The organism is Streptomyces sp. NPDC018019, assembly GCF_044327805.1.
Classification (GTDB): Bacteria; Actinomycetota; Actinomycetes; order Streptomycetales; family Streptomycetaceae; genus Streptomyces.
This window is the reverse complement of record NZ_JBIRGD010000009.1, coordinates 83217-108633: the sequence shown is the minus strand read 5'-3', so window position 1 is coordinate 108633 and position 25417 is coordinate 83217. Positions and strand designations below refer to the sequence as shown.

At 74.0% G+C, this 25417-nt stretch carries 19 protein-coding genes; 6 read left to right on the top strand and 13 right to left on the bottom strand.

Features of this window, described 5'->3' with window-relative positions:
* The first annotated feature begins 54 nt into the window (after positions 1-54).
* Positions 55-3150 carry a lysylphosphatidylglycerol synthase domain-containing protein gene (locus ACH4FX_RS17245; RefSeq protein WP_398479684.1) on the top strand — a complete coding sequence of 1032 codons (3096 nt, stop codon included), beginning with the start codon at positions 55-57 and terminating at the stop codon, positions 3148-3150.
* Between the two features lie 108 nt (positions 3151-3258).
* Here the strand turns inward: ACH4FX_RS17245 and moeZ are convergent, their stop codons facing one another.
* The 12 genes from moeZ to ACH4FX_RS17185 all read right to left on the bottom strand — a co-directional run bounded on the left by moeZ (position 3259) and on the right by ACH4FX_RS17185 (position 19377).
* Entirely contained in the window at positions 3259-4437 is a 1179-nt protein-coding gene (gene moeZ, locus ACH4FX_RS17240; RefSeq protein ID WP_398479682.1) for an adenylyltransferase/sulfurtransferase MoeZ, read from the bottom strand.
* Between the two features lie 98 nt (positions 4438-4535).
* Positions 4536-5342: a spherulation-specific family 4 protein gene (locus ACH4FX_RS17235; RefSeq protein ID WP_398479680.1), complete on the bottom strand. Its 807-nt coding sequence runs from the start codon at positions 5340-5342 to the stop codon at positions 4536-4538.
* Positions 5330-6307, bottom strand: a complete 978-nt coding sequence (locus ACH4FX_RS17230; RefSeq protein ID WP_003984446.1) for an NAD(P)-dependent oxidoreductase — start codon at positions 6305-6307, stop codon at positions 5330-5332. The genes ACH4FX_RS17235 and ACH4FX_RS17230 overlap by 13 nt, the downstream gene beginning before the upstream one ends.
* A 326-nt stretch (positions 6308-6633) precedes the next feature.
* Positions 6634-7773 (bottom strand): hypothetical protein, encoded by a 1140-nt coding sequence (locus ACH4FX_RS17225; protein WP_398479678.1) that lies wholly within the window; start codon positions 7771-7773, stop codon positions 6634-6636.
* Between the two features lie 380 nt (positions 7774-8153).
* Positions 8154-10193, bottom strand: coding sequence for a glycosyltransferase (locus tag ACH4FX_RS17220; RefSeq protein WP_398479676.1), 2040 nt, complete (start codon positions 10191-10193; stop codon positions 8154-8156).
* Positions 10194-10383: 190 nt separating this feature from the next.
* Positions 10384-12111 (bottom strand): dipeptide ABC transporter ATP-binding protein, encoded by a 1728-nt coding sequence (locus tag ACH4FX_RS17215; protein ID WP_398479674.1) that lies wholly within the window; start codon positions 12109-12111, stop codon positions 10384-10386.
* Complete coding sequence (locus tag ACH4FX_RS17210; RefSeq protein WP_398479672.1) at positions 12108-13097, bottom strand: ABC transporter permease; 990 nt, start codon at positions 13095-13097, stop codon at positions 12108-12110. The genes ACH4FX_RS17215 and ACH4FX_RS17210 overlap by 4 nt, the downstream gene beginning before the upstream one ends.
* Positions 13094-14098: an ABC transporter permease gene (locus tag ACH4FX_RS17205; RefSeq protein WP_398479670.1), complete on the bottom strand. Its 1005-nt coding sequence runs from the start codon at positions 14096-14098 to the stop codon at positions 13094-13096. The genes ACH4FX_RS17210 and ACH4FX_RS17205 overlap by 4 nt, the downstream gene beginning before the upstream one ends.
* Complete coding sequence (locus tag ACH4FX_RS17200; RefSeq protein ID WP_398479668.1) at positions 14098-15837, bottom strand: ABC transporter substrate-binding protein; 1740 nt, start codon at positions 15835-15837, stop codon at positions 14098-14100. Before ACH4FX_RS17200 ends, ACH4FX_RS17205 begins: the two co-directional genes overlap by 1 nt.
* Before the next feature lie 212 nt (positions 15838-16049).
* Entirely contained in the window at positions 16050-16145 is a 96-nt protein-coding gene (locus ACH4FX_RS17195) for an Ms4533A family Cys-rich leader peptide (RefSeq protein ID WP_398479666.1), read from the bottom strand.
* 173 nt (positions 16146-16318) lie between these two features.
* Complete coding sequence (locus tag ACH4FX_RS17190; protein WP_398479664.1) at positions 16319-17695, bottom strand: DUF3152 domain-containing protein; 1377 nt, start codon at positions 17693-17695, stop codon at positions 16319-16321.
* Positions 17696-18324: 629 nt separating this feature from the next.
* Positions 18325-19377, bottom strand: a complete 1053-nt coding sequence (locus ACH4FX_RS17185; RefSeq protein WP_398479662.1) for an alpha/beta fold hydrolase — start codon at positions 19375-19377, stop codon at positions 18325-18327.
* 173 nt (positions 19378-19550) lie between these two features.
* Here ACH4FX_RS17185 and ACH4FX_RS17180 point away from each other — a divergent pair, with 173 nt between their 5' ends.
* From ACH4FX_RS17180 to ACH4FX_RS17165, 4 genes are all read left to right on the top strand, one after another.
* Complete coding sequence (locus ACH4FX_RS17180) at positions 19551-19769, top strand: hypothetical protein (RefSeq protein WP_398479660.1); 219 nt, start codon at positions 19551-19553, stop codon at positions 19767-19769.
* 142 nt (positions 19770-19911) lie between these two features.
* Positions 19912-20553, top strand: coding sequence for a TetR/AcrR family transcriptional regulator (locus ACH4FX_RS17175; protein ID WP_398479658.1), 642 nt, complete (start codon positions 19912-19914; stop codon positions 20551-20553).
* A gap of 223 nt (positions 20554-20776) precedes the next feature.
* Positions 20777-21004, top strand: coding sequence for a DUF3107 domain-containing protein (locus ACH4FX_RS17170; RefSeq protein WP_398479656.1), 228 nt, complete (start codon positions 20777-20779; stop codon positions 21002-21004).
* Positions 21005-21201: 197 nt separating this feature from the next.
* Positions 21202-21474: a hypothetical protein gene (locus ACH4FX_RS17165; protein WP_398479654.1), complete on the top strand. Its 273-nt coding sequence runs from the start codon at positions 21202-21204 to the stop codon at positions 21472-21474.
* Positions 21475-21641: 167 nt separating this feature from the next.
* Here the strand turns inward: ACH4FX_RS17165 and ACH4FX_RS17160 are convergent, their stop codons facing one another.
* Positions 21642-22397 (bottom strand): ferritin-like fold-containing protein, encoded by a 756-nt coding sequence (locus ACH4FX_RS17160; RefSeq protein ID WP_398479981.1) that lies wholly within the window; start codon positions 22395-22397, stop codon positions 21642-21644.
* 464 nt (positions 22398-22861) lie between these two features.
* On the opposite strand from ACH4FX_RS17160, the gene ACH4FX_RS17155 reads away from it, so the two are divergent.
* Positions 22862-25417 carry a DEAD/DEAH box helicase gene (locus ACH4FX_RS17155; RefSeq protein ID WP_398479652.1) on the top strand — a complete coding sequence of 852 codons (2556 nt, stop codon included), beginning with the start codon at positions 22862-22864 and terminating at the stop codon, positions 25415-25417.

Sequence of the window (25417 nt, the reverse complement as noted above, 5' to 3'; positions counted from 1 at the left end):
CCTGATGCCCCCCGCCCCACCCCGGCCATGCCACCATCTTCCGGGCGGTGACTGGTGATACGAGATCAAAAAGAGACGGCCGAGCAGCAGGGTGCGGTGCCTCCGCGGGAGGCCGGCACCCCTGAGGCGCGGTCCACCGCCACCCCCGCCCGGGGGGACGGGAAGCAACGGGGGAAGCCGTCACAGGCTTCCGAGACCGAAAAGGCGAGCACGATCGAGAAGGCCGGAAGAGCCGACGAGTCCGCGAGTCCGGAGGGGCCAGACCAGCCCCCCCGGGCCGACACGGCGACCGCTTCCACCGGAGCGGAGGACGCGGCAGAAGAGAAACGCACCACCGGCGGGGCCGCCGGCACGACGCCCGGCACCGGAAGACCGGCCGGGCCGGCCGAACCAACCGGACCGGCCGACCCACCCGCACCATCGGGGGCGACCGCCACATCCCCCCGCAAGAAACCCAAGCCGGGCAAGTCCCAGCCAGACAATCCCAAGCCGGACAAACCGGAAAAGGCCGACCGCACCTCCCCGCCTCACGACCACGTGGGCAGCGAGTTCCACGTCGACCAGGTCTCCGGTGACGAGCCGCTGCTCCCGGCCCGGGTGCACCGGCCCTCCGACCTGATGCGCCTGCTGCTCGGCATCGTCGGCATCGCCCTGGTGCTGCTGCTGGCCACCTTCGCGCACGGCACGACCCAGGGTCTCCAGCGGGACATCGGCGAGGGCGCCGGACTGGCGCCGCGGCTACTGATCAACTTCGCCGGGCTGGCGTCCAGCGTGGCCGTACTGATCGTGCCGGTGGCCTTCGCCGTCGAGCGGCTGATCAAACGCGACGGGCTGCGGATCGCGGACGGCGTCCTGGCGGCGGTCCTCGCGCACGGCGTCTCGCTCGCCACCGACCTGTGGGTGGCCGAGGCCGCCCCGGAGTCCATCCGGGTGGCGCTGACCCAGCCGCTGGCCAACGGCGGGCTGACCGCGCCGGTGCACAGCTACCTCGCGCCGGTCATCGCGTACATGACAGCAGTGGGCATGTCGCGGCGGCCACGCTGGCGGGTGGCGATGTGGTGCGTACTGCTGCTCGACGCCTTCGCCGTCCTCGTCGGCCGCTACACGACGCCGTTCGCCATCGTCACGACGATCCTCATCGGCTGGACGGTGGCCTTCGGGACGCTGTACGCGGTCGGCTCGCCCAATGTGCGCCCCACCGGCCAGAACCTGCTCGCGGGCCTGCGCCGGGTCGGCTTCCACCCCGTCAGGGCGGTGCGGGCCGAGGACATCGGCACCGCCGAGCACCCGGAGCACGCCGACCGCGGCCGCCGCTACATCGTCACCCTGGAGGACGGCCCGCCGATCGACGTCACCGTCGTGGACCGCGAGCGGCAGGCCCAGGGCTTCTTCTACCGGGTGTGGCGCCGGCTGTCGCTGCGCGGCATCAACCAGCGGCGCAGCCTGCAGTCGCTGCGCCAGGCGCTGGAGCAGGAGGCGCTGCTGGCGTACGCGGCCATCGCGGCCGGCGCCAACGCGCCCAAGCTGATCGCCACCTCCGAGCTGGGCCCGGACGCCGTGATGCTCGTGTACGAGCACATCGACGGCCGGCCGCTGGACTCGCTGCCGGACGAGGAGATCACCGACGATCTGATGCGCAACGCCTGGCGACAGGTGGCGGCGCTCCAGTCGCGGCGCATCGCCCACCGGCGCCTGGTGGGCGACGCCCTTCTGGTGGATCGTTCCGGCAGGATCGTCCTGACCGATCTGCGCGGCGGTGAGATCGCCGCGGGCGACCTGGTCCTGCGGATGGACATCGCACAGCTGCTGACCACGTTCGCGCTGCGGGTCGGCGCCGAGCGGGCGGTGGCCGCCGCCGTGGACGTGCTCGACCCGGACGCGGTCGCCGACAGCCTGCCGCTGCTCCAGCCGATCGCGCTCAGCCGCACCACCCGGGCCACCCTGCGCCAGCTGGCCCGCGAGCGCTCCGCACGGGAGCGCGAAGCGGTCCTGGAGGCGTCGCGCGCCGCCAAGGCGCGCAAGGCCGCCGAGGCGGCCCGGCGGGGCGGTGCGCACACCAAGGAGAGCCCGAGCAACCGCAAGGTGCTGCGCGCCGAGAAGAACGCCGAGAAGCGGGCGGTCGACGAGGCGCTGGAGGAGGCCCGCGAGGAGGACCTGCTCTCGCAGATCCGCCAGCAGGTGCTGCTGATCCGGCCGACGGCACCGGTCGAACCGGCCCGTCTGGAACGGATCCGGCCGCGCACCCTGGTCAGCTGGATCGCCGGTGTCTTCGCCGCGTACTTCCTGCTCTCGCAGATCACCCACGCCAACTTCGGCCAGGTGGTCGCGGCCCAGTGGGGGTGGGTGATGGCGGCGCTGGCCTTCTCGGCGCTGACCTACCCGGCGGCGGCGATGAGCCTGCTCGGCTTTGTACCGGAGAAGGTGTCCTTCCTGCGGACGGTGGTCGCGCAGGTGGCGGGCAACTTCGTCAAGCTGGTCGCACCGGCCGCGGTGGGCGGCGTGGCGCTGAACACCCGCTTCCTCCAGCGCTCCGGCCTCCGGCCCGGCCTGGCGGTGGCGAGCGTGGGCGCGTCCCAGCTGTTCGGCCTGGGCTGTCACATCGTGCTGCTGCTGACCTTCGGCTATCTCACCGGTACCGAGCGCACGCCGTCGCTCTCCCCGTCCCGCGCGGTCATCGCGGGCCTGCTGACGGCGGCCGTGCTGGTGCTGGTGGTCACCGCCGTACCGGCGCTGCGCAAGTTCATCTCCACCCGCGTACGGTCGCTGTTCGCGGGCGTGGTGCCGCGGATGCTGGACGTGCTCCAGCGGCCGAAGAAGCTGGCGGTCGGCATCAGCGGCACGCTGCTGCTCACAGCGGCGAACGTGATGTGCCTGGACGCCTCGATCCGCGCGTTCGGCGGGGGCGGGCAGCTGAGCTACGCGGCCATCGCCGTGGTGTTCCTCGCGGGCAACGCGGTGGGTTCCGCGGCGCCCACCCCCGGCGGTGTGGCCGCCATCGAGGGCGCGCTGACCGCCACGCTGACGCTGGCCGGTCTCACCGCGGACATCGCCTTCCCGGCGGTGCTGCTCTTCCGGCTGATGACGTTCTGGCTGCCGGTGCTGCCGGGCTGGCTCTCGTTCACGCACCTGACCCGCAAGCGCCAGATCTGATCAACGAGGTGCCGGATCCGACCCGCAACCGCCGGATCCGACCGGAATACGGCGAGGGCCCGCACACCAGGTGGTGTGCGGGCCCTCGTACGCCGTGCAGGGCGCCGGTCAGTACACCGGCTTCTCCGGCTCGACCGTGTTCACCCAGCCGATGACGCCGCCGCCCACGTGCACCGCGTCCGCGAAGCCCGCGGACTTCAGGACGGCGAGCACCTCGGCGGAGCGGACGCCCGTCTTGCAGTGCAGGACGATCTTCTTGTCCTGCGGGAGGGCCTGGAGGGCGCTGCCCATCAGGAACTCGTTCTTCGGGATCAGCTTGGCGCCGGGGATCGAGACGATCTCGTACTCGTTCGGCTCCCGGACGTCGATGATCTCGATCTTCTCGTCCGTGTCGATCCACTCCTTGAGCTGCTGCGGAGTGATCGTGGAACCGGCCGCCGCCTCCTGGGCCTCCTCGGACACGACGCCGCAGAAGGCCTCGTAGTCGATGAGTTCGGTGACGGTCGGGTTCGTGCCGCAGACCGCGCAGTCCGGGTCCTTGCGGACCTTGACCTGACGGTACGTCATCTCCAGCGCGTCGTAGATCATCAGCCGGCCGACCAGCGGCTCGCCGATGCCGGCCAGCAGCTTGATGGCCTCGTTGACCTGGATGGAACCGATGGACGCGCACAGCACGCCCAGGACGCCGCCCTCGGCGCAGGAGGGGACCATGCCAGGCGGCGGGGGCTCCGGGTACAGGCAGCGGTAGCAGGGGCCGTGCTCGCTCCAGAACACCGACGCCTGGCCGTCGAAGCGGTAGATCGAACCCCAGACGTACGGCTTGTTCAGCAGCACGCAGGCGTCGTTGACCAGGTAGCGGGTGGCGAAGTTGTCCGTGCCGTCCACGATCAGGTCGTACTGGGCGAACAGCTCCATGACGTTGGTGGAGTCGAGGCGCTCTTCGTGGAGGTTGACCGTGACGTACGGGTTGATGCCCAGCACCGTGTCCTTGGCGGACGCGGCCTTGGAACGGCCGATGTCCGCCTGGCTGTGGATGATCTGGCGCTGGAGGTTGGACTCGTCGACCTCGTCGAACTCCACGATGCCGAGGGTGCCGACGCCCGCCGCGGCCAGGTACATCAGCGCGGGCGAGCCCAGGCCGCCGGCGCCGACGCACAGCACCTTGGCGTTCTTCAGCCGCTTCTGCCCGTCCATCCCGACATCCGGGATGATCAGGTGGCGGGAGTACCTGCGGACCTCGTCGACGGTGAGCTCCTCGGCGGGCTCGACCAGGGGTGGCAGCGACACGGGGACTCCGTTTGTCGGTTCTCGATGGGCGACCCCCCGCCCCGGGCGGGCCCGGAGCAAGGGACGGTGGTCTTCCCGTAACACTGCCACGCCCTTCTTCATTCCGAGACACCAGGTCCGATACGCGAGACGAATTCGTCCCAGTAGCCGGGCAGCGACTCCCAGGCGCCGCCGCCGTGGTCGAGCCGGTCGGTGAAGTAGACCGTCCCGGCGCCCTGCCAGCGGGCGATGCGCAGGGCTTCTTCCAGGTGGGTGCGGGGGACGCCGTGCACCAGGTGGCAGAAGCGCCCGGCCGGGTACTCGGCGGTCCACTCGGCCGCTTGCGACCACCGGTAGTCGGACCAGCGCCCGGCGAAGGTGACGAGCTGGTCGGCGGCCTCCGCATAGCCCGGGTGCGGGTGGCGGCCGTGCCCGGTGACGAGGTGCGCGCCGTCCCGGAGGGCCCGCAGGGTGGTGGTCAGGCGCCGGGTCCCGGACAGCAGTGTCCGCTCCGTGGGACAGCGGTCCAGATAGAAGCCGTCGACCTTGTACCAGTCCAGGAAGCGGTGCGCGTCGGACACCAGCTCCCCGAAAGGGCGGGCCCCGTACGCCATGTCGAGGTGGCCCAGCAGCCGGGCGCCCGCGTCCCGCAACTGGGCCGCGGTCGGCAGGCAGTACGGGTCGGGCCGGGCCCCGGGGCCCTGCGCGACGTCGAGCACCACCCAGTGCAGCGCCGCCGCGGCGCCCCGCGGCCCCGGCGCCCGGCCCGCTCCCCCGGTGCAGGCCAGGCCCCTGGAGAGCCGCAGCAGTTCGGCCCACTCCGTGGGCGCCATCAGCGGGTGGGCGAACCCGGGGACGCCGACGCCCAGCGGCGCGGCACCGGTCCTGGCGCACCCGCTGTCCACCGGAGTCGTCAGATACGGCATGCGGCCTCCATCCAGATGTCGGCGAGGGACTCCTCCAGCCCGATCCGCGGCCGCCACCCCAGGCGGTCGCGGGCGGTGCGCACGTCCGCCTGCTGCCAGCTCCCGCACCCGTCCGGATAGGGGTACGCGGGAGGGATGGTGCCGTGTTCAGATGTCGGCCCCGGAATGGCGAGCCGGGCGGCGGCGGGACCGCCGCCGGGGTAGCCGGGCGGGGTGTCCAGTTCGTGGAGCGAGCCGCCGAACCCGGCGACCCGCGCGAGCAGGGCGGCGGCCTCGCGCAGCCGTACGGCGTGTCCCGTGCCGATGTTGACCACGCCCTGCGCGGCGGAGAGCGAGGCGGCGTGCACCGCCCGCGCCACGTCCCGGACGTCCACGAAGTCGCGCTGCACGCCCAGGCCGCCCAGCTTCAGTTCGGTGTCCCCGGACTGCATCGCGCGCCGCATCGCCTCCGCGAGCCGGCCGAGCGGCGACCCGGCCGGGGTCCCCGGGCCGACCGGCGAGAAGACCCGCAGCACGACGGCGTCCAGGCCGGAGCCGAGGACCAGTTCGGTGGCGGCGAGCTTGCTGACGCCGTACGGGCCGCCGGGCCGTGGCACGGCGTCCTCGGCGGTCGAGGAGCCGGGCTGCGAGGGGCCGTACTCGGAGGCGCAGCCCAGGTGCACGAGCCGGGCGCCGCAGCTGCTGCGCCGCAGCGACTCGCAGACGGTGGCCACCGCGACGGTGTTGTGCCGGGTCAGGTCGCGGGCGCCGCCCCGGGTCGTGCCCGCGCAGTTGATGACCACGCCGGGGTGGACCGCGTCCAGGAAGCGGGTGAGCGCCCCCGGGCTGCCGGAGGCCAGGTCGAAGCGGACGTCCGCGTCGTCGCCGCGCCCGAGGGCGGTCAGCTGGACGGCGGGGTCGGCGAGCAGCCGGTCGGCGACATAGCGCCCGAGGTACCCGTTGGCACCGATGAGCAGCACCCTCATCGCGCGACCCCCCGGTCCCGGTGTGCTTCGGTGGGGTGGACGTTCATGTTGTCGTTCTCCTCATGCAGGTTGGGGCGTGGTCCGGCGGGGGCGGCGGGACCGCCACCTCGGGGGCCGGGAAGTGGCGGTGCGCGCCGCGCGGGTGGTGGCGCGCGACCGGAAGAGGACGGCCGGCCCCATGGGGGCGCGGCAGGCGTCCTGCGGGAACCCGCGCGCACGCCGGGGTGCCGGCGTGCGCGCAGGCGGTGATGGCGCGCCCGCCGGGAGTGGTGGCGTGCGCGCCGGTGGAAGCGGTGTGCGTATCGCGGGTGGCGACGTGTGCGGGGTCATGGGCGGTCCGCCTCCGCAGGAGCAGCGGCGAAGGCCGCGACGGGGTCCGGTGTGTGCGCCGAGGCACCGGCCAGGGCGCGCAGCGCGTACAGCAGCAGGCCGGCTGCGGGCACCGCGCAGGCCACGACCGGTACGGCGGACGGGCCGAGGAGGGCGACGGCGGTCCCGACCGGCTTCCCGAGCGGCGCCAGACCGGGCAGCCGGGCGGCCAGAACGGAGGCCAGGGCCGCGGCCTCCAGTGCGACGGCGGCGGCCGGACCCGCGGCGGCCGCGGCGGGGAAGCCGTGCCGGGCGAGCAGCCGCGCCAGGAAGAGCAGGCTGCCGAGGGCGCAAACGGCGGCCACCGGCCCCGCTCCCCCGTCGCCGACGGCGGTGTCCGCAGCGGCCGACAGGGCGAGCAGCGCGGCGAGCTGCATCGTGACGGCGGTGAGCAGCAACGGCCGTACGCGGGAGGCGAATACGGCCAGGCATCGACTGTCCGCCAGTCCGCGCCGCGCGCGGGCCGCGAACCAGTGCGCACACCAGGCGGCGGGCCCGACGGCACACGTCAGGGCCAGGGCAGTGCCGGTGACGAACTGGGGCCGCGCCAACGGCAGATCGGGGCCGCCGGTCTGCACCTGCCGCAGCAGCCAGTCGCCGCACAGCGCGTACCCGGCCAGCCAGCAGGCCCACAGCCCGGCGGCACGGCCGGACCGGTACCGCGCGCGCAACGGGCCGTACCGGACGCACAGGCGCAGGGCCAGAACGACCAGACCGGCTCCGGCCGTGGCGACGGCCGTCTGCACCATCAGGGCTGACGGGGCGTCAGACCAAGTCTGCGATACGGGCGTGGGCACATGGGCGGACGCGGCGACGGCGGCCACGGTCCCGGCGCACAGGGCTCCGGGCAGCAGGTGCAGCACCGCCCGCACGCCCCTCCCCCGCCGTACGGGCGCGGGCGCCGGCGCGCCGGGTGGGGGCGCGTCGGCGCGCGGCACCCGGGCATACAGCTCCTCGGCCAGCGAGAACACGTCGCGGTGCCGGAAGCGGGCGGCCGTGCGGTCGGTGACACCGTGCGCCTCCAGACCGGCGGCGATCTCCATCGGATCGACGGCGTGTTCGCACAGCGTCCGGTGCCGGTACATCAGCGTCTTCACGGGATCGGCCGGGCCGCGCCGGGGCGGGACCGGGGTGTTCCGTACGGGCGGGGGTGCTGGGGTGGACGGGTTCCGTACGGGAGAGGGGGCGGGCGTGTCCCATGCGGGCGAAGGGGCAGGGGCGGCGGGCCGCCCGCCTGTCCGGGCCTCCGGTGCGGGGCCTCCCCCGGCATCCTGCGCGGGGCCTGCCCCGGCCACCGGCGCGGGCCCTGTCACAGCATCCGGCGCGGGTTCCGTCCCGGCTGCCGGTGCCGTTCTTGTCCCCACTGCCGGTGCCGGTGCCGGCCCTGTCCCGGCCACCGGCGCGGGTCCTGCCCCAGAATCCGGTGTGCGTCCCGTCCCGGCATCCGGCGCGGGCCCCGTGCCGGTCTCGGCTGTCGTCACGGCCGCGCTCCTCTCTGGCGGTCGGCGCCGGTGCCCGCCCCGGCGGCGGCCGGTTCGGCGGGCTGCGGACCGGCGGGCCCGGCGGCAGGCCGGTGCCCACCGTCCGCCGGCGGATCCGCGCGCCGTGCGCCGTCCCCCTCCCCGTCCGGTCCGGCGCGGCCCGGTCCGGCCCAGCGCGGGGTGCGGCCGGTCGGCGGTGCGGCCTGCCCGGTGCCGCGCATCGCGGCCCAGCGGCCCGGTACGTGGGATTCGGCGGGCCGGGCGAACAGACGGGGCACGCCGGCCGCGTCCGGTACGGCGTCGGCGGCCGGGCGGCACGGCATACGGGACATCAGCTCCAGATAGATGCCACGAAATGCCGCGACGTTCTGTTCCGCCGTGAACAGTTCGAGTGCGCGGGCGCGCGCGGCGGCGCCCAGCCGGGCGCGCCTGCCGGGGTCACGGAGCAGTGCCAGGCACGCGTCGGCCAGCGCGCGCGGGTTGCGCGGCGGTACGACCAGGCCCGTACCGCCGATGACCTCGCGGACCGCGCCGACATCGGTGGAGACCGTGGCCCGGCCGCTGAGCATGGCCTCCACCAGGGAGCGCGGGAAACCCTCCGCCACGCTGGAGAGGACCAGCACCGAACCCGCCGCGTAGGCGTCCTGCGGGCGGGGCACTTCCGGGCCGCCGAGCTCCTCGAAGGAGACCGGGTTGTCGCCGGCGCTGCACGCGTCGGCGGCCTCGTCGGGGAAGAGCTGGGCGGCCAGCGCCCGGCAGTGCGCCAGGTAGGCGGGGTCCTCCGGGCCGGTGTCCGGCGCGGCGACGAGGCGCAGGGTGGCCGCGGGCTCGGCCCGGTGGACGCGCGCGAAGGCGTGCAGCAGGGAGACGAGGTCCTTGGCGGGCCCGACGGCGCCGGTCCACACCAGCGTCGCGGAGTGGTCGGCCGCGGCGTCCGGGACGGCGGTGAATCCGCTCGCGTCCATGCCCGGGTGAACCGTGCGCAGGCGCCCCTGGTCCGCGCCGCAGCGCTCCTGCCAGTGCCGGGTGTGGGCGTTGCCGGGGGTGATGAGTGCGGACTGCGCGTATGCCTCGGCGGCCAGGGCGGTTTCGAAGGCGCCCAGCAGGGCCCGTACGGGGGCGCTGAGCTGCGCTCCGGCGCGCGCGAGGTAGTGCCCGCGCAGCCGCGCGCCGTACTCGGTGAGCAGAAGAGGCGTGCCGAAGAAGCGTTTGGCCAGCAGGCCGGGGAGGGCGACGGTCCCGCCGGTCGTGGCATGGCAGAGATCGACCACCGCGAGCCCGCCACCGGCGGGCACGTCACCGGCCCCGGGGACGTACGCTCTGCCGGGCGCGTCGCCGTACCAGTCGAGGGAGAGAGGGCGCAGGGCGCGCTCCAGCTCTTCGGTGACGGCCAGCAGGTCGCCCACGCGGGCGCCGTGCGCGGCGCGCGGCGCGCCGGGGGCGTGGCAGGCCGCCTCCAGGAGGCGTACGGCCTCTTCGGAGCGGAGGAGTTCGGGCAGGCCGCCCTGCTCGCGGGCCAGTTGGGCGAGTCCGTAGAGTCCGGCGGCGAAACGGTCCGCCTGGCTCTCCCGCGCCCCGTCACCGGCCACTGCCGCCGCACCGGCGGGACCCGGTTCGCCGGCCCCACCACAGCCCCGTTCACCGGCCCGCTCACCCGCCGGCCGGGCCGCGGTGAACCCCGCCGCGAGGTCGCCGAAGCACTCCGCGAACCGCCGGCGCGCGAGCCGTCCGCGCGCCCGCGCCCGGCGCCGCCCGGGCCGCCACCGCAGCGTGCCGGGGAGCTCCCCGTACAACGGAGCGGTGCGCACCGCCCGGACCCGGCCGGGCGCGCCCTCCCCGTCGGCCGCCCCGCGCCCCATCGCCGGACCGCCGGCCGTAGGGCCCGGGCGCCCCGCGAAACCGTTCCCGGGGTCGTGGGCGAGGGTGAAGACCTCGAACTCGTGGCCGGTGAGGCCGCGCACGAGCCGGTCGCGCCACGGACGCGTCTCACCGGACGCGCCTGGACCGCCACTCTCGGTGAGCAGACCAATGCGCACGAGCGCACCCCCGTTCTCCCTGATAGGTGTCCGACGGCGGCGGCCACCACTGGGGGCCCGCCGCTACTTGCAGGAAGAAGCTACGCAGAGATTCCGGTGACACGACGGACGGTTGTCCGTCGCGCCACCGGAAGGGGTGAAGAGACGTAACTTTCCACCCCGGTGGGCGTTCTGGCGCGCTACGTGCCGCTCACGCCGCGGCCCGCAGCGCCCGGCGGCCGGCCGACGCCTGCGGGTCGAGCACCGGCACCGCCGCCAGCAGGTCCTTCGTGTACGGGTGCGCGGGGCACCCGTACACCTCCTCGGTGGCGCCCTCCTCCACGATCCGGCCGCCGCGCATCACCGCGACCCGGTCGCTGACCGCCCGTACCACCGCCAGGTCGTGCGCGATGAAGACCAGCGCCAGGCCCAGGTCCCGCCGCAGTTCGCCGAGGAGGTCCACGATCTGCGCCTGCGTGGTGACGTCCAGCGCCGAGACCGGCTCGTCGCAGACCAGCAGCCGGGGGCCGGGGGCCAGCGCCCGCGCGATGCCGACGCGCTGCCGCTGCCCGCCGCTGAACTCGTGCGGGTAGCGGTGGTACCACGCCGGGTCCAGGCCGACCCGCTCCAGCAGTTCGCACGCCCGGCGCACCACGCGCGCGTCGTCCCGGTCGCCCGCCGCGCGCAGCGGGTCGGCGACCGACTCGCCGATGCTGCGCCGCGGGTTGAGCGACGACGCCGGGTCCTGGAAGACCATCTGCAACTCGCTGCGGAACGGCCGCAGTGCCCGGTAGCCGAGGGTGCCGATGTCGTGGCCGCGGTAGCGCAGCGTCCCGGCCGTCGGGTCCAGCAGGCGTACGAGCATCCGCCCGAGCGTCGTCTTGCCGCTGCCCGACTCCCCGACCAGGCCGACGGTTTCCCCTTCCCGTACGGTCAGCGAGACCTCGTCGACCGCGGTCGTACGGTGCCGCCGCCCGCCGAACTCGCGGCGCAGACCGACGGCTTCGAGCAGAACGCCGTCCTCCCCGCCGGCGGTCCTCCGCCCGCGCGCGGCCGGTGCGGCGTCCACCCGCGCCACCGCCGCCAGCAGTTCCTTGGTGTACGGCTCGCTCGGTGTGCGCAGCACCTCGCCGGCCGTGCCGTGTTCCACCGCCCGGCCGCCGCGCATCACCAGCACCTCGTCCACGCTGCCCGCGACCACCCCCAGGTCGTGGGTGACCAGGAGCAGCCCCATGCCGGTCTCCGCCCGCAGCTCGTGCAGCAGATCGAGGATCTGGGCCTGTACGGTCACGTCCAGCGCGGTGGTCGGCTCGTCGGCGATCAGCAGGCGCGGTTCGCAGGCGAGCGCCATGGCGAGCAACGCGCGCTGGCGCATGCCCCCGCTGAATTCGTGAGGCCGTGCGCGGGCGCGCCGGGGGGCGTCCGCGATGCCGACGCGCTCCAGCACCTCGACGGCGCGGGCGCGGGCCGCGCGCCGCGGGACGTCCGGCCGGTGCACTCGGTACACCTCGGCTATCTGGTCGCCGATGGCGTGGTACGGGTCCAGTGAGGACAGCGGGTCCTGGAAGACCATCGCGGCCCGGCCGCCGCGCAGCCGCCGCAGCTCCCGGTCGTCCGCCGCCCGTACGTCCGTACCGGCGACCCGGACCGTGCCGCCGACCCGCGCACCGGTTCCCCGGTGCAGGTCCAGCAGGGCCGCCGCCACGGTGGACTTGCCGGAGCCGGACTCGCCGACGATGCCCAGGGCCCGGCCCGCGGCGAGCGAGAAGGAGAGCCCGTCCACGGCCCGTACGGCGGCACCGCCGGTACCGCCGGCACCGGCCCGCCCGTCCCCGTCTCCCCCGTTCCCGTCCCCTTCCCCGCCGGGGAAGACGACCGACAGGTCCCGGACCTCCACCAGGGGATCCGTCGCCGCTCCGGAAGCGTTCTCTGAGGTCATGTCAGGGCCACCCTTCGGTCGGCGAGTGCGTAGAGGATGTCCGCCACCACGTTGGCGACGACGACGGCCGCCCCGGTGCCCAGCACCACGCCGACGACCACGGGCAGGTCGACGACGCGCACCGAGTGCACCAGGAGCTGTCCGATGCCCGGCAGCCCGAAGAGCGTCTCGGTGAGCACCGCGCCGCCGAACATCGTGCCGAGGTCGAGCGCGGTGAGCGCGATGACGGGCGGCAGCGCGCCGCGCAGCGCGTGCCGGGTGACGACGGAACGTTCCTGCACGCCGTACGCGCGGAAGGTGCGGATGTGGTCCTCGGCCAGCGTCTCCAGCGTCGCGGCACGGGTCAGCCGGGCGTACTTGGCGGACTCCAGCAGCGCCAGCGCCGTCCAGGGCAGCAGCAGGTTCCAGGCCCACTGCTCGGGGTCCTCGGACAGCGGGACGTAGGACGGGAACGGCAGCCACCGCAGATACGCGCAGAAGATCATCAGCAGCAGAAGCCCGGTGATGAAGACCGGGGTGGCGGTGCCGACGAGGGTCAGACCGGTCAGGACGCGTTCCGTCGTACCGCCGCGGCGCAGCGCGGACAGCAGCCCGGTGCCGACACCGAGCAGCAGCCAGAGCACCATCGCGCCGAGGGCGAGGGACGCGGTGACCGGCAGCCGGTCCCCGAGCAGCTCGGTGACCGGGGTGCTGTTCTGGTAGGAGAGGCCGAGGCAGGGCGCGTCGCAGTGCAGTACGGCGGTGCCGGACGAGAAGTCGCGGCCGGCCAGCAGCCCTTGGAGGAAGTGCAGGTACTGGGTCAGGACCGGGGCGTCCAGCTCCAGCCGTTCGCGTACCTGCTGGATCTGCCCGGGGTTGCAGCGCGGGCCGCAGGCCAGCTTGGCGGGGTCGCCGGGCACGACGTAGAAGAGCATGTAGACGGCGACCGTCAGCAGGAAGAGGACGAGGAGCGCGCCGCCCAGCCGGCGCAGGGCGTAGCCGGTCATGCGACCGCCTCCTTCTCGTGGGCGGCGTCCACGGCGGCGGGCGCGCCCGCGGACCGGCCCGTGCGGGCCGCGCGGGTGCCGACCCGCAGCCGGGACCGCTCGCGCGGATCGAGCGCTGTACGGACCGCGTCGCCGAGCACGGTGAACGCGAGGACGGTCACCAGCAGGCAGCCCGCCGGAAGCAGGACGTACATCGGGTCGGCCCGGAACCAGGTCGTCGCGGTGGACAGCATCTGGCCCCAGGAGGCGGTGGGCGGTGTGACGCCGATGCCCAGGAAGGACAGGGACGCCTCGGCCACGATGTTGCCGGGGACGAGGACCGCCGCGTAGGTGATCACCGGCGCGGCGAGCGCGGGCAGCAGTTCGCGCCGCGCCACGCGCAGCGGCCCCGAACCGCCCAGCCGGGCCGCCGCCACGTGGTCCAGCTTCTTCAGGGCCAGGGTGCGGGCGCGCACGATCCGGGAGGTGCCGAACCAGCTGAGCAGGCCGATGACCAGCACCAGCAGCAGCGGACGGGGGAAGTCGGCGGGCACGATCGCGGTCAGCGAGATGGCGATGACGAGCATCGGCAGCGCGGTCAGCACCTCGGTGAACCGGGAGAGCACCTGGTCCGCGAGCCGGTTGCCCAGCCCGGCCGCGAGGCCGACGACCAGGCCGAGCAGGACCTGTACGGCCGTCGCGCCGAGCGCGATGAGCAGGGAGACCCGCGCCCCGTACAGCAGCCGGGCGAACAGGTCCCGGCCGGTGCCGGGTTCGACGCCCAGCCAGTGGTCGCCGCTGATCCCGCCGTACGGGCCGATCGGCACGCCGCCGCGCGCCGAGTCGATCAGGTCGTCGTGGTACGTGGTCGGATCCTGGCCCTCCAGGGCGGCGAGCAGCGGGGCGCCGAGGGCGAGCAGGACGAGCACGACGAGGACCGCGGCGGAGGCCACGGCGGCGGGCCGTTGCCGCAGCCGCCGCCACACCGCGCTCTTCTGAGGGGGTGTCACGCCGGTTGCCATCACTTCACCGCGACCTGCGAGATGTCCAGCACGCCGTCCCAGTCGCTGATCACGACGTTCTTGACGTCCTTGCCGTACAGGCGCTTGTAGACGGGGTGGAAGAGCGGTACGGACAGGGCCTGTTCGCCGATCTTCTTGTCCAGCGCGCCCCACCGGACGGCCGCCGCCGACAGGTCGGTCAGCTTGTTGATCTCGTCGATCTCGTGGTTGACGGCCGGATCGTCGAGCTGCGCGTGGTTGAAGTTGTAGGCGTCGCGGACGATCTGGCGGCCGTCGAAGACCGGCGCGAGGAAGGGGCCGCCGGACGGCCAGTCCGCTCCCCAGCCGCCGATGAACAGGCCGGGTTCGTCGTCGACGCTGTGCACCTTCTCCTTGTAGTCGTTGTCCTCCAGCCCCTGGAGCCGGACGGTTATCCCGGCCTTTTTCAGGGCTTCCTGTACGGCGGTGGCGATTTCCGGGCTGGTCTCGAAGTTCTTGGCGGTGGAATGGGTGAGGGTGATGGTCAGCCCGTTCTCGTAACCGGCCTCCTTGAGCAGTTCCCTGGCCTTCGCCGGATTCCCGGTGCGGCCGGCCGGGAACGGGTCGTACGGGGTGTGGCCGAAAGCCTTGCCGTTCGGGAGGAAGGTGGTGGACGGTTCGGCGAGCGCGGAACCGCCCGCGGCGTTCACCACGCTCTGCCGGTTGACGGCATAGGCGATGGCCTGGCGCACCTTGGGGTCGTCGAAGGGTTTCACCTTCGGGTTGAAGGCGAGGTAATCGGTGTAGCCGAAGTGGCCGGTGCCGACCCGCTTGCCGAGCTGCTCGTCCCCGCCGATCTGCGCGAGTTCGGCCGGACCGAGGTTGGTGTCGGTGGTCACCGCGGCGGCGTCCGGGCCGGCGCCGGTGGCCAGCCGCTGGTTGACGACCGCCGGGTCCAGGCCCGATTTCACGTCGATGGTGTCGGGATAGGCGTGCCGCTCGGAGTCGGTCTCCTCGGACCAGTGCGGATTGCGTTCCAGGACGAGGCGTTCACCGTCCCCGACGTTCTTGACGACCTTGTACGGGCCCGAGGAGACCGGATGTTCCTCGTATTTCGTGCCGGTGTCCTTCGCCCGCGGCACCGGCGCGAACTGGGTCTGCGTGGCGAGCAGCGGGAATTCGCCTTCGGGCTTCTTCAGGTGGAAGACGATGGTCTTGTCGTCCGGCGTCTCGATGGACTTGAGGCCGTCCTTGCTCTTGTCCTTGTACGGCCCCTGGTAGCTTTCCCCGCCCACCAGCCAGTCCCGCAAATAGGGCGCTCCACCGGAGAGTTCGGCGGCGAAGGAACGCTCGATGCCGTATTTGATGTCGGCGCTGGTGATCGGCGAGCCGTCCTCGAACTTGAGCCCGTCCTTGAGCGTGTACGTCCACACGGTGGCGTTCTCGCTGGGCCGGCCGGTGTCGGTGGCGAGGTCCGGTACGGCCTTGGCGCCCGCCGCGCCGTTCTCCCGGTTGCGGGTGGTCAGCGTACGGAAGACCAGCGTCGGTACCTTGCCGCCGCCGGAGGTGTACAGGCGCGCGGGGTCGAAGTTGGTCTGCGGCACGGAGTTCAGGACGGTGAGCGTGCCGCCCTTGGCCGGGGCGGCGTCCGCGCCGCCGCCCGCGCCGGTGTCCTTGGGGCCGCAGGCGGTGGCCCCGGCGGCCAGCGCGACGCTCACCGCGACGGCGGCCACGCGTCTGGCGGTGGCGGGGAGGTGTCGGGTACGGGATGGCTCGGCCATGGCGGTGGGTGCCTTCTTTCGCAGCAGGACGTACCCGCGGAAGGCGGCGACAGGAGCGCGGTGAGGCGCGGGACCGCCCCTGCGGACACGTTCGGGTGAGAGCGTGCGTACGCGGGGGATGCCCCGGCCCGGGGTCGGACGTCGCCGCGGTACGCACGGACCCGCGGTGCGCGAGCCGTCGCGGCGCGCTTCCGCGCGGCCGGGGACGGACCTCAGCGACAGTGGATGTCGGCCACGGACTGCGCGGACACGCCGATCAGCGCCAGCTCGAAGGCGGCGCGTTCGTAGGCGGTGACAGGGCGCGGCATGCGCATGAAGACATCACGAATGTACGGTTGTCGGCAAAGGCGTCCCGCGCTGCGAGACATCGTGTTCCATATGCTGGTACGCAGCCCTCGTGACCACAGTGGTTCGCCGCCCGGTTCGCCGCTGGCCCGGGGGCGGCTCGCCGCCCGGTCCGGAGCCCGGCCCCCGTCCCGGGTCAGCGTCCGTCGGGGAACGGCCAGGCGTTGGGGCGGCAGGTCGCGCCGTCCGTCGTCAGGAACTTGGTCTGCTGCATCATCACCGGCGCCAGGGCGCCCTGCCGCCCGCAGCTCTCGTGGTTGTGTCCGAGCCGGTGGCCCACTTCGTGGTTGATGAGCATCTGCCGGTAGGCGTGCATCTTGTCCGGGCCGTAGGTCTTGGCGCCCTGCGCCCACCGGTACGCGTTGATCATGATGCGCTCGGTGGCCGCCGAGTCGCACGAGACGTTGTCCTCGGTCGTGTCCAGCCCGGACTTGGCGCACCATTTCGCGGTGGTCCCCGGGCTGGCCAGCGTGACGACGAAGTCCGCGTGACCGGAGCCCACCCGCCGGAAGGTGCGCTGTCCGCCGTGCGCCCAGCTCCGCTCGTCGTTGAGGGTCTTGTGCACCGCGTCGGCGAACAACTGCCCGTCGAGGCCCATGCCCTCCTCGACGTCGACCCGGTAGCGCAGCACCCGGCCGTGCCCGGGCTCCTTCGCGTCCCCGCCGGCCGGCTTGAACCGCCCGGAGGCCGTGAGCTTCTCGTCCAGGGGGAAGACCTGCGCCATCTTCTGGTCGTACGAGGCCGGGGCCGCCTGCTGTGTCGGGCGCGCCTGCGAGCGCGAGGCCCCGGCGGCGTCGGCCGCCCGGTCCCCTTCGCCCAGCGCCTGCGGCTTGCCGTCGTCCTGCTGCTGCTCGGCGACCTGCCCGGCCACCACGACCGCAAGTACGGTCGTCACGGCCGCCGCGGCCACGCCGGTGAACGTGCGGCCCTTGGCGCCCTTCTTGCCGGTCCCGGACCGGTGTCCTTCCGCGCCTATCTCGACGACGCCCTCGTCGTCGTCCGGTGTTCCGTGCGCCCCGTCGGTCGCGGGTCCGGAAGCCACCGGTGGCCCGGGGCGCGCGCCGACGGGATGCGCCGGTGCGCGCCCCGGGGCACCGGCCGCGAACACATCGTCGTCCTCGTCCTGCGGCCCGCCGGGCCGCTGTCCGCCCGGCACTTGGTCAAAGGCGTCCACGTACTCCTGGCGCGGCGCCGGGACGCGACCCTGCGGCGTGACCGGCGAGCCGAGCGGCCCGGTGCCCGTGACGGTCGGGCCGCTCGGTACGGAGCCTTCGGGCCGCGGGGCGGGGCGGGCAGCGGCGCCTTCGGGGGCGTCGTCCCCGTAGGGGGTGAATCCGTGGGCGGCATCCGGCCGGCCGTCGCCCGGCCGACCGACACCCGGCCGACCGGCACCCGGCCGACCGGCACCCGACCGGCCGTCGCGCGGCCCCGGTACGCGCGGGGTGCCTTGCGCGGGGGTGGGCTGCGGGGAAGCGCCCTGCGCGGGCGTGGCCTGCGCAGGCGTGCCCTGCATGGAGGTGGTCCCCGACGGGCCCTGCCCGGGTGCGCCATGCACCGGCGTGCCGTGCGCAGGTGTGCCCTGCACCGGCGGATCTTGCGAGGGTGTGCCCAGCCCTGGCGCTCCCTGCGCCGGCGTGCTGTGCGCGGGTGCGTCCGGGGCTGCCGTCTCCGAGGCGGGCGAAGTCCGAGGGGTTCCCTTCGCCGGGGTGGGCCACGGCGACGAGTGCGCCGCGGCGCCGTCCCCGGGAGTGTGCTGCCCGGGCCCGTACCCGGAGCCGTACGGAGCTGCCCCGCGCGCCGGTTCGTACGCGGGCGCGGGGTGCGCGAAACCGTGCCGGAGTGCGTCCTGCGCGGGCCCGTGCCCCGGCGTGCGCTGCTGCGGGAGCGGCGGGAACCCGCCGCGCGCACTCGCGTCCCGGGTCCCGTCCGCAGGCGAACCGCCGTCGGCCTCCGCCCCGGCCGTTGCCCCGGTCTCCGTCCCGGCCTCCGGGCGGCGGCGCCGGCGGCCCGTACCCGGCCCGGGAGCGGGTACGGCGCCACCTGCCGCACCGGGCCCGCCGGCGCCGTCCACCCCACCTATTCCGGAGGTGTCACCGGCGGTTGCGGCCGGTCCCCGGCGGCTGTGACGTCCCACTCGGCCTGTCAGCTCCTACCCACGTCACCGGACGCGGCTCCGGCGGCGGACCGTACCGCCCCGGCGCTCCCGCCCGCCCCGGCCGCGCCCCGCGCGGCCGCTTCGTCGTCCAACAGTTCGCGGAAGGCCCGCGCCACCGTTTCCGGGCACTCCATCATCGCCACGTGCCCCGCCTCCGGCAGCGTCAGCAGCCGTGAGCCGCGGAACGCGGCGGCCGCCCGGCGTGCCATACGGAAGGAGACCAGGCGGTCGCGCCCACCGTAGACGAGAAGCGTGGGCGCGAGCACCCGCTGCGCCTGCCGCCACAGATTGTGCTGCCCGCCGAGCGTGTACGCATTGACGATGCCCCGTGCGGTGCGCGTCATCACCTCCCAGAAGTACGGGAGTTCGAGGCGCCGTGCGTATTCCTCGGCGGCGGCGGTGAAGCCGTCCGGGGTCACCAGGGCGGGGTCGCCGTAACACAGGGCCAGCACCTCGCGGGTGCGCCGCTCCGGCGTCCAGTCCCGGGTCAGCCTGCTGAACAGCCGGGTCACGCCCGGCACCGCGAGCAGCCCGGTCGGCACCGCCGACAGCTGGGGCCGCAGTTCGGGCAGCGCGGGCGAGATCAGCGTCAGGGTCCGCACCAGGTCCGGGCGGACCGCTGCCACGCGGGTGACCGCCGCGCCGCCCATCGAGTTGCCGAACAGGTGGACGGGGCCGCGGCCGCTCGCGTCCAGGTAGCGGATGACCGCCCGGGCCTGCGCGGAGACCGAGTAGTCACCGTCGTCCGGCGGCGGCGCGTCACCGAATCCGGGGAGGTCCAGCGCCTCGCCGTCGACCCGGTCGGCGAGCAGCGGCATCAGCGCGGACCAATTCTGCGACGAGCCGCCGAGGCCGTGCACGTACAGCGCGGGCGGCAGCCCGGCCCGCTTGCCCGGCACCGCCCGTACGCTCAGCGTCAGGCCCGGCAGGCGCACGGAACGCACCGTCTCGCCCGCGCCGACGCGCGAGGGGCGGCCCGCCGGGGGCACCGGGAGTACGGCGCGGGCGTCCGGCGATCCGGTCGACTCCGTCGAAGACATGGGTCGATGTTACGAGACGATCACGCCGCCGATCGTGTGTTCGCGCTCACACACCACATCGCATTTCGCAATCCGCTCTCTTAGGCTCGGGCGTGAAGGGCACTCGTGTGATGAGCGCTCGCCGGCGGGCGCTCGCCCTGGCCTCCGGAGTACGCGAGAGAGAGGGAGCCACCATGCCCGTCGACCCGACCGACCCGGACACCTTCGAGGACGAGACGGACTCCTCGGAATTCGGCGTCGAGGCACCCGAGGCCGACGCCGCGGAGCAGCACGCGGACGTCGCGCCGCACCACGACCAGCCGCTGACCGGCATCGACCCGTCCGCCGCGAACGAGGCGGACATCGCCGAGCAGGCCCGCGTCGTGGACCTCGACGAAGACGATTACCGATGACCTGGGGTCATATGTCGGCTTCCCACAGTGTCCGGCAACAGATTTTCTCGCCCTCGACCGCGCACAGCCGGGTTACCCAAAAGTACGATGGCGGGCGCGGCGCGTGCGTACGCCGCGGACGGAACCACACCTGGGAGGCAGCGTGAGCGCCATCGAGCAGACCGAGGCGGCACGCCCGCGGGGCACGCGCCTGCCACGCCGAGCCCGGCGCAACCAGCTCCTGGGCGCGGCCCAGGAGGTCTTCGTGGCGCAGGGCTACCACGCGGCCGCGATGGACGACATCGCCGAGCGCGCCGGCGTCAGCAAGCCCGTGCTCTACCAGCACTTCCCGGGCAAGCTCGACCTCTACCTGGCCCTCCTGGACCAGCACTGCGAGGCGCTGCTGCACTCCGTGCGCAGCGCACTGGCCTCGACGACCGACAACAAGCAGCGCGTCGCCGCGACGATGGACGCCTACTTCGCGTACGTCGAGGACCCGGGCGGCGCCTTCCGTCTCGTCTTCGAGTCCGACCTGACCAACGAGCCCGCGGTCCGCGAGCGGGTGGACAAGGTCTCCCTGGAGTGCGCGGAGGCGATCAGCGAGGTCATCGCCGAGGACACCGGCCTGTCCAAGGACGAGTCGATGCTGCTGGCCGTCGGGCTGGGCGGCGTCTCCCAGGTGGTCGCGCGCTACTGGCTCTCCTCCGGGAGCACCGTGCCGCGCGAGACCGCCGTCCAGCTGCTGACCTCGCTCGCCTGGAAGGGCATCGCGGGCTTCCCGCTGCACGGCGCCGACGGCCAGTGAGCGCTGCCGCGGGCCGGTAGCGCGGTCCGGCGGGCGGCGACCGGCGGCGGTGCGCGCGATCGCACCCCGTCCACGCGCCCCGCGGCTGTTCGCTGCGGGCGTGCTCCGCGGCGTCCTGTCCGTCCGCGCAGCGGGTTACTGTGTGCTGCGTACGGCGCGGATCACCGCGCACCCGCCCCATGGCCCGGCCAAGGGGAATCACGACCGTCGGAGGGACAAAGCCGTGGAGGTCAAGATCGGCGTGCAGCACGCGCCCCGTGAGATCGTTCTGGAGAGCGGGCAGACCGCCGAGGACGTCGAGCGAGCGGTGGCGGACGCACTGGGCGGCAAGTCGCAGCTGCTGAGCCTCGTGGACGAGCACGGCCGCAAGGTCCTGGTCCCGGCGGACCGGCTGGCCTATGTGGAGATCGGCGAGCAGACCGTCCGCAAGGTCGGTTTCGGCACGCTGTGACCGGACGCGGGCCCGGCCGGCCCGCGTACCCGTCAACGAGCGGCGGCCCGGAGAGATCGTCTCCGGGCCGCCGCTCGTGCGTACGCCGCCCGCCGGCTCCCGGCACCGGCGAGGGTTGCCGCGCATTCCCGCTGGGTACGACGGCCTACGACCGATTTGTGTCGTCCAACCGGTCATCACCGCGGGAGGGATAAACCATGGTCTGGGAAGCTCTCGGCTCCGTGCTCGTCGGACTCGTCATCACGCTCGCCGCCACCCGCTGGCTGCCCGGCCGCTTCCCCGCACGCCTCCTGACCCTGGCGACCGGCCCCGCCGCGGCGCTCCTGGGCGCGTTCCTCGCGCACTCCATCCTGGGCCCGGGCCACTTCTTCCAGACGCTGCTGGCCGCCGCGGGACTGAGCGCGGCGATGCTGTCCCTCCTGGTCCGCCCGAGCCACAGCCTGGTGCCGGCGCGGGGGATGGCGCCGTAGCGGTACGGGGCCGAGCCGCCCGGCGAAGCGAAAACCAGCCCGTCCGGCGCTTGAGGACGAGCGGAGCGATATCAAGCCCGTCCGGCGCTTGAGGATGCCCGCCGCAGGCGCAACGGACCGGCACCGGGCGGGCCGGGCCCGAACCCGACCCACCCGCCGCGCAGCGGCTACGCGGCCAGCCCCAGCGCAGCCATCCGCTTCGTGTGCGCCTCCGTGATCCGCGAGAACATCCGCCCGACCTCCGCCAGGTCGAACCCGTCGGCGACCCCGCCGACCAGCATCGTCGACAGCGAGTCCCGCTCGGCGACGACCCGCTGCGCCTGCGACAGCGCCTCGCCCATCAGCCGCCGCGCCCACAGCGCGAGCCGCCCGCCGACGCGCGGGTCGGCCTCGATCGCGGCCCGTACCTTCTCGACGGCGAACGTCGCGTGCCCGGTGTCGTCGAGGACGCCGAGGACCAGGTTCCGGGTGTCGGAGTCGAGCCGGGCCGCCACCTCCCGGTAGAAGTCACTGGCGATCGAATCGCCGACGTACGCCTTGACCAGGCCCTCCAGCCAGTCGGACGGCGCGGTCTGCCGGTGGAACTCGTCCAGCGCCGCGGCGAACGGCTCCATGGCCTCGTTCGGCTCGGCCTCGATCTGCGCCAGCCGGTCGCGGAGCCGCTCGAAGTGATGGAATTCGGCCGACGCCATCTTGGCCAGCTCCGCCTTGTCGTCCATCGTCGGCGCCAGCTTCGCGTCCTCCGCGAGCCGCTCGAAGGCGGACAGCTCTCCGTAGGCGAGCGCACCGAGCAGGTCGATGACGGCGGCCCGGTACTGCGGTTCCGCGGAGGCCGCGGCCCAGTCCTGGGCGGCGATCCCGGTGTGTTCCTGTGCGTCGTCGGCGGTCTGCGCTGCGTTGTCAGGCGTCTCCATGAAGCGCACAATAGCCCGCCGCACAACCGGGGGAAGTGGCTGGTCAGCCACTCCTGCCCCACCCGACCGAACGATTGCCCGGACACACGTGTGGCCATCCGGGGTATGGTGGTAATGCGCCCGCCGAGTATCGGTGGGTTGTTCCACGCATGCGGATGCCCGGTCGGTGGCCCGATCGGCTCCAACCCGACCGCCCTTTTTCGCGGCGCGTACGCGACGTACGTACAGCGAGAGGGACACCGCTCGCGGTTCGAGTGCTTGAGCGAAGGCAGTGGTCCCGCGCCATCCGGCTGATCAAAGGCCGGCCCGTACGACACCGTGCGAGGGCGCGGTACGACCCCCTTGGCCGCCTCGTGCCGCGTCTTCACAGAAGAGGCAAGATTCTGTCTACGTTCCGAGAGCTCGGGATCCTCCCCGAGACCGCCGAGGCCCTGGAGGCCGTCGGCATCACGTCCCCCTTCCCCATCCAGGAGATGACGCTCCCCGTGGCCCTGTCGGGCTCCGACGTCATCGGCCAGGCCAAGACCGGCACCGGCAAGACCCTGGGATTCGGCCTCCCCCTGCTGGAGCGCGTCACCGTCCCCGCGGACGTCGAGGCGGGCCGGGCGCGGCCCGAGCAGCTGACGGAGGCACCGCAGGCCCTCGTGGTGGTTCCCACCCGCGAGCTGTGCCAGCAGGTCACCAACGACCTCCTGACCGCCGGCAAGGTCCGTAACGTGCGGGTGCTGTCGATCTACGGCGGCCGGGCGTACGAGCCGCAGGTCGAGGCCCTGAAGAAGGGCGTCGACGTGGTCGTCGGCACCCCGGGCCGCCTGCTGGACCTGGCGGGCCAGAAGAAGCTGGACCTCTCGCACGTCAAGGCGCTGGTCCTGGACGAGGCCGACGAGATGCTGGACCTCGGCTTCCTGCCCGACGTCGAGCGCATCATCAACATGCTGCCGGTGCGCCGCCAGACCATGCTGTTCTCCGCGACCATGCCGGGCGCGGTCATCGGCCTGGCCCGCCGCTACATGTCGCAGCCCACGCACATCCGCGCCGCCGCGCCGGACGACGAGGGCCAGACCGTCGCCAACATCAAGCAGCACGTCTTCCGCGCCCACTCGATGGACAAGCCGGAGATGGTGGCCCGCATCCTCCAGGCGGACGGCCGCGGCCTGGCGATGATCTTCTGCCGTACGAAGCGGACCGCGGCCGACATCGCCGACCAGCTCGCGCGCCGCGGCTTCGCCTCCGGCGCGGTCCACGGCGACCTCGGCCAGGGCGCGCGCGAGCAGGCGCTGCGCGCGTTCCGCAACGGCAAGGTCGACGTGCTGGTCTGCACCGACGTCGCCGCCCGCGGCATCGACGTCGAGGGTGTGACGCACGTCATCAACTACCAGTCGCCCGAGGAGGAGAAGACCTACCTCCACCGGATCGGCCGGACCGGCCGCGCGGGTGCCAAGGGCACCGCGATCACGCTGGTGGACTGGGACGACATCCCGCGCTGGAAGCTGATCAACAAGGCGCTGGACCTGCCGTTCGACGAGCCGGAGGAGACGTACTCCACCTCCGCGCACCTGTACGAGCTGCTGGAGATCCCCGAGGGTACGAAGGGCGTCCTGCCGCGCGCGGCGCGCACGCGTGCCGGGCTGGCCGCGGAAGAGGTCGAGGACCTCGGCGAGACGGGCGGCCGTGGCCGCGGTCCGCGCCGCGGCGGGCCCGTCGAGGAGGAGCAGCCGCGCCGCACCCGTACGCCGCGCCAGCGCCGGCGCACGCGGAGCGGTGCGCCGGTGGACGAGTCCGGTGCGCCCGCCGCTTCCGGTACGGCCGAGGACGGCGGCGCCGCCACGGACGGGCCGCGCCAGCCGCGTCGCCGCCGTCGTACGCGCGGCGGTTCCGGCAGCGCGTCGGCCGCCGCCGGGACGCCGGCCCGCGAAGCGGCGGCCCCGGCCGCCGAGGGCATCGCGTCCGAGGCCGCGCAGACCGACGCCACCGCGGCGCCGGCCAAGTCGCGCCGCCGCCGTACGCGGGGTGGCGCGAACGCCGCCGCCACGGGCGAGACGGCCACCACGACGGCCGCCGTCGCCGTGGACACGGCCGAGGGCCCCGCCGAGACCGTCAAGGTCCCGGCCCAGGTCACCGCCGAGTCGCCGGTCGTCACGGAGGCCACCGAGGCCGAAGCCCCGGCCAAGCCCCGCCGCCGTACGCGCAGCGCCAAGCCCGCGGCGGAGACCGCCGTGGAGACGGCGGAGAGCACGGAGACGGCCGCGGAGCCGGTCGCGGACGAGGCTCCGGCCAAGCCGCGCCGCACCCGCAAGACGGCCGCCGCCAAGAAGGCCGAGGCCGCCGCCGACACGGCGGAGGCCACCGAGGCGGTCGCTGAGACGGTCGCGGAGGAGGCTCCGGCCAAGCCCCGCCGTACGCGCAAGACCGCTGCCGCCAAGAAGGCCGAGGCCGCCGTCGACGCGGCCGAGGGCACGGAGACGGTCGCTGAGACGGTCGCGGAGGAGGCACCCGCCAAGCCGCGCCGCACCCGTAAGACCGCCGCCAAGAAGACCGAAGCGGCAACCGAGGCCGTCGAGCCCGCGGCGGACGAGGCACCCGCCAAACCCCGCCGCACCCGCAAGACGGCCGCCACCAAGAAGGCCGAGGCCGCCGTGGACGCGGCGGAGGCGACGGAGACGGAAGAGGCTCCGGCCAAGCCGCGCCGCACCCGCAAGACCACCGCCGCCAAGAAGGCCGAGGCCGCCGCCGACACGGCGGAGGGCACGGAGACGGTCGCTGAGACGGTCGCGGACGAGGCACCCGCCAAGCCCCGCCGCACCCGCAAGACCGCCGCCAAGAAGACCGAAGCGGCAACCGAGGCCGTCGAGCCCGCGGCGGACGAGGCACCCGCCAAACCCCGCCGCACCCGCAAGACGGCCGCGTCCAAGAACGCCGAGACGGCCCCGCCCGCCGACGCTGCTGCGGACGAGGCGCCGGCCAAGCCCCGGCGTACCCGTAAGACGGCCGCCAAGAAGGCCGTGTCGGAGGCCACGGCCGAGGGCTGA

Coding starts and splice junctions, on each gene's coding strand:
- ACH4FX_RS17235 (WP_398479680.1), bottom strand. CDS start 5,342: ATGCCGTATCTGACGACTCCGGTGGACAGCGGGTGCGCCAGGACCGGT.
- ACH4FX_RS17230 (WP_003984446.1), bottom strand. CDS start 6,307: ATGAGGGTGCTGCTCATCGGTGCCAACGGGTACCTCGGGCGCTATGTC.
- ACH4FX_RS17215 (WP_398479674.1), bottom strand. CDS start 12,111: ATGACCTCAGAGAACGCTTCCGGAGCGGCGACGGATCCCCTGGTGGAG.
- ACH4FX_RS17210 (WP_398479672.1), bottom strand. CDS start 13,097: ATGACCGGCTACGCCCTGCGCCGGCTGGGCGGCGCGCTCCTCGTCCTC.
- ACH4FX_RS17205 (WP_398479670.1), bottom strand. CDS start 14,098: ATGGCAACCGGCGTGACACCCCCTCAGAAGAGCGCGGTGTGGCGGCGG.
- ACH4FX_RS17200 (WP_398479668.1), bottom strand. CDS start 15,837: ATGGCCGAGCCATCCCGTACCCGACACCTCCCCGCCACCGCCAGACGC.
- ACH4FX_RS17195 (WP_398479666.1), bottom strand. CDS start 16,145: ATGCCGCGCCCTGTCACCGCCTACGAACGCGCCGCCTTCGAGCTGGCG.
- ACH4FX_RS17190 (WP_398479664.1), bottom strand. CDS start 17,695: ATGCAGGGCACGCCTGCGCAGGCCACGCCCGCGCAGGGCGCTTCCCCG.
- ACH4FX_RS17185 (WP_398479662.1), bottom strand. CDS start 19,377: ATGTCTTCGACGGAGTCGACCGGATCGCCGGACGCCCGCGCCGTACTC.
- ACH4FX_RS17180 (WP_398479660.1), top strand. CDS start 19,551: ATGCCCGTCGACCCGACCGACCCGGACACCTTCGAGGACGAGACGGAC.
- ACH4FX_RS17165 (WP_398479654.1), top strand. CDS start 21,202: ATGGTCTGGGAAGCTCTCGGCTCCGTGCTCGTCGGACTCGTCATCACG.
- ACH4FX_RS17155 (WP_398479652.1), top strand. CDS start 22,862: ATGACGCTCCCCGTGGCCCTGTCGGGCTCCGACGTCATCGGCCAGGCC.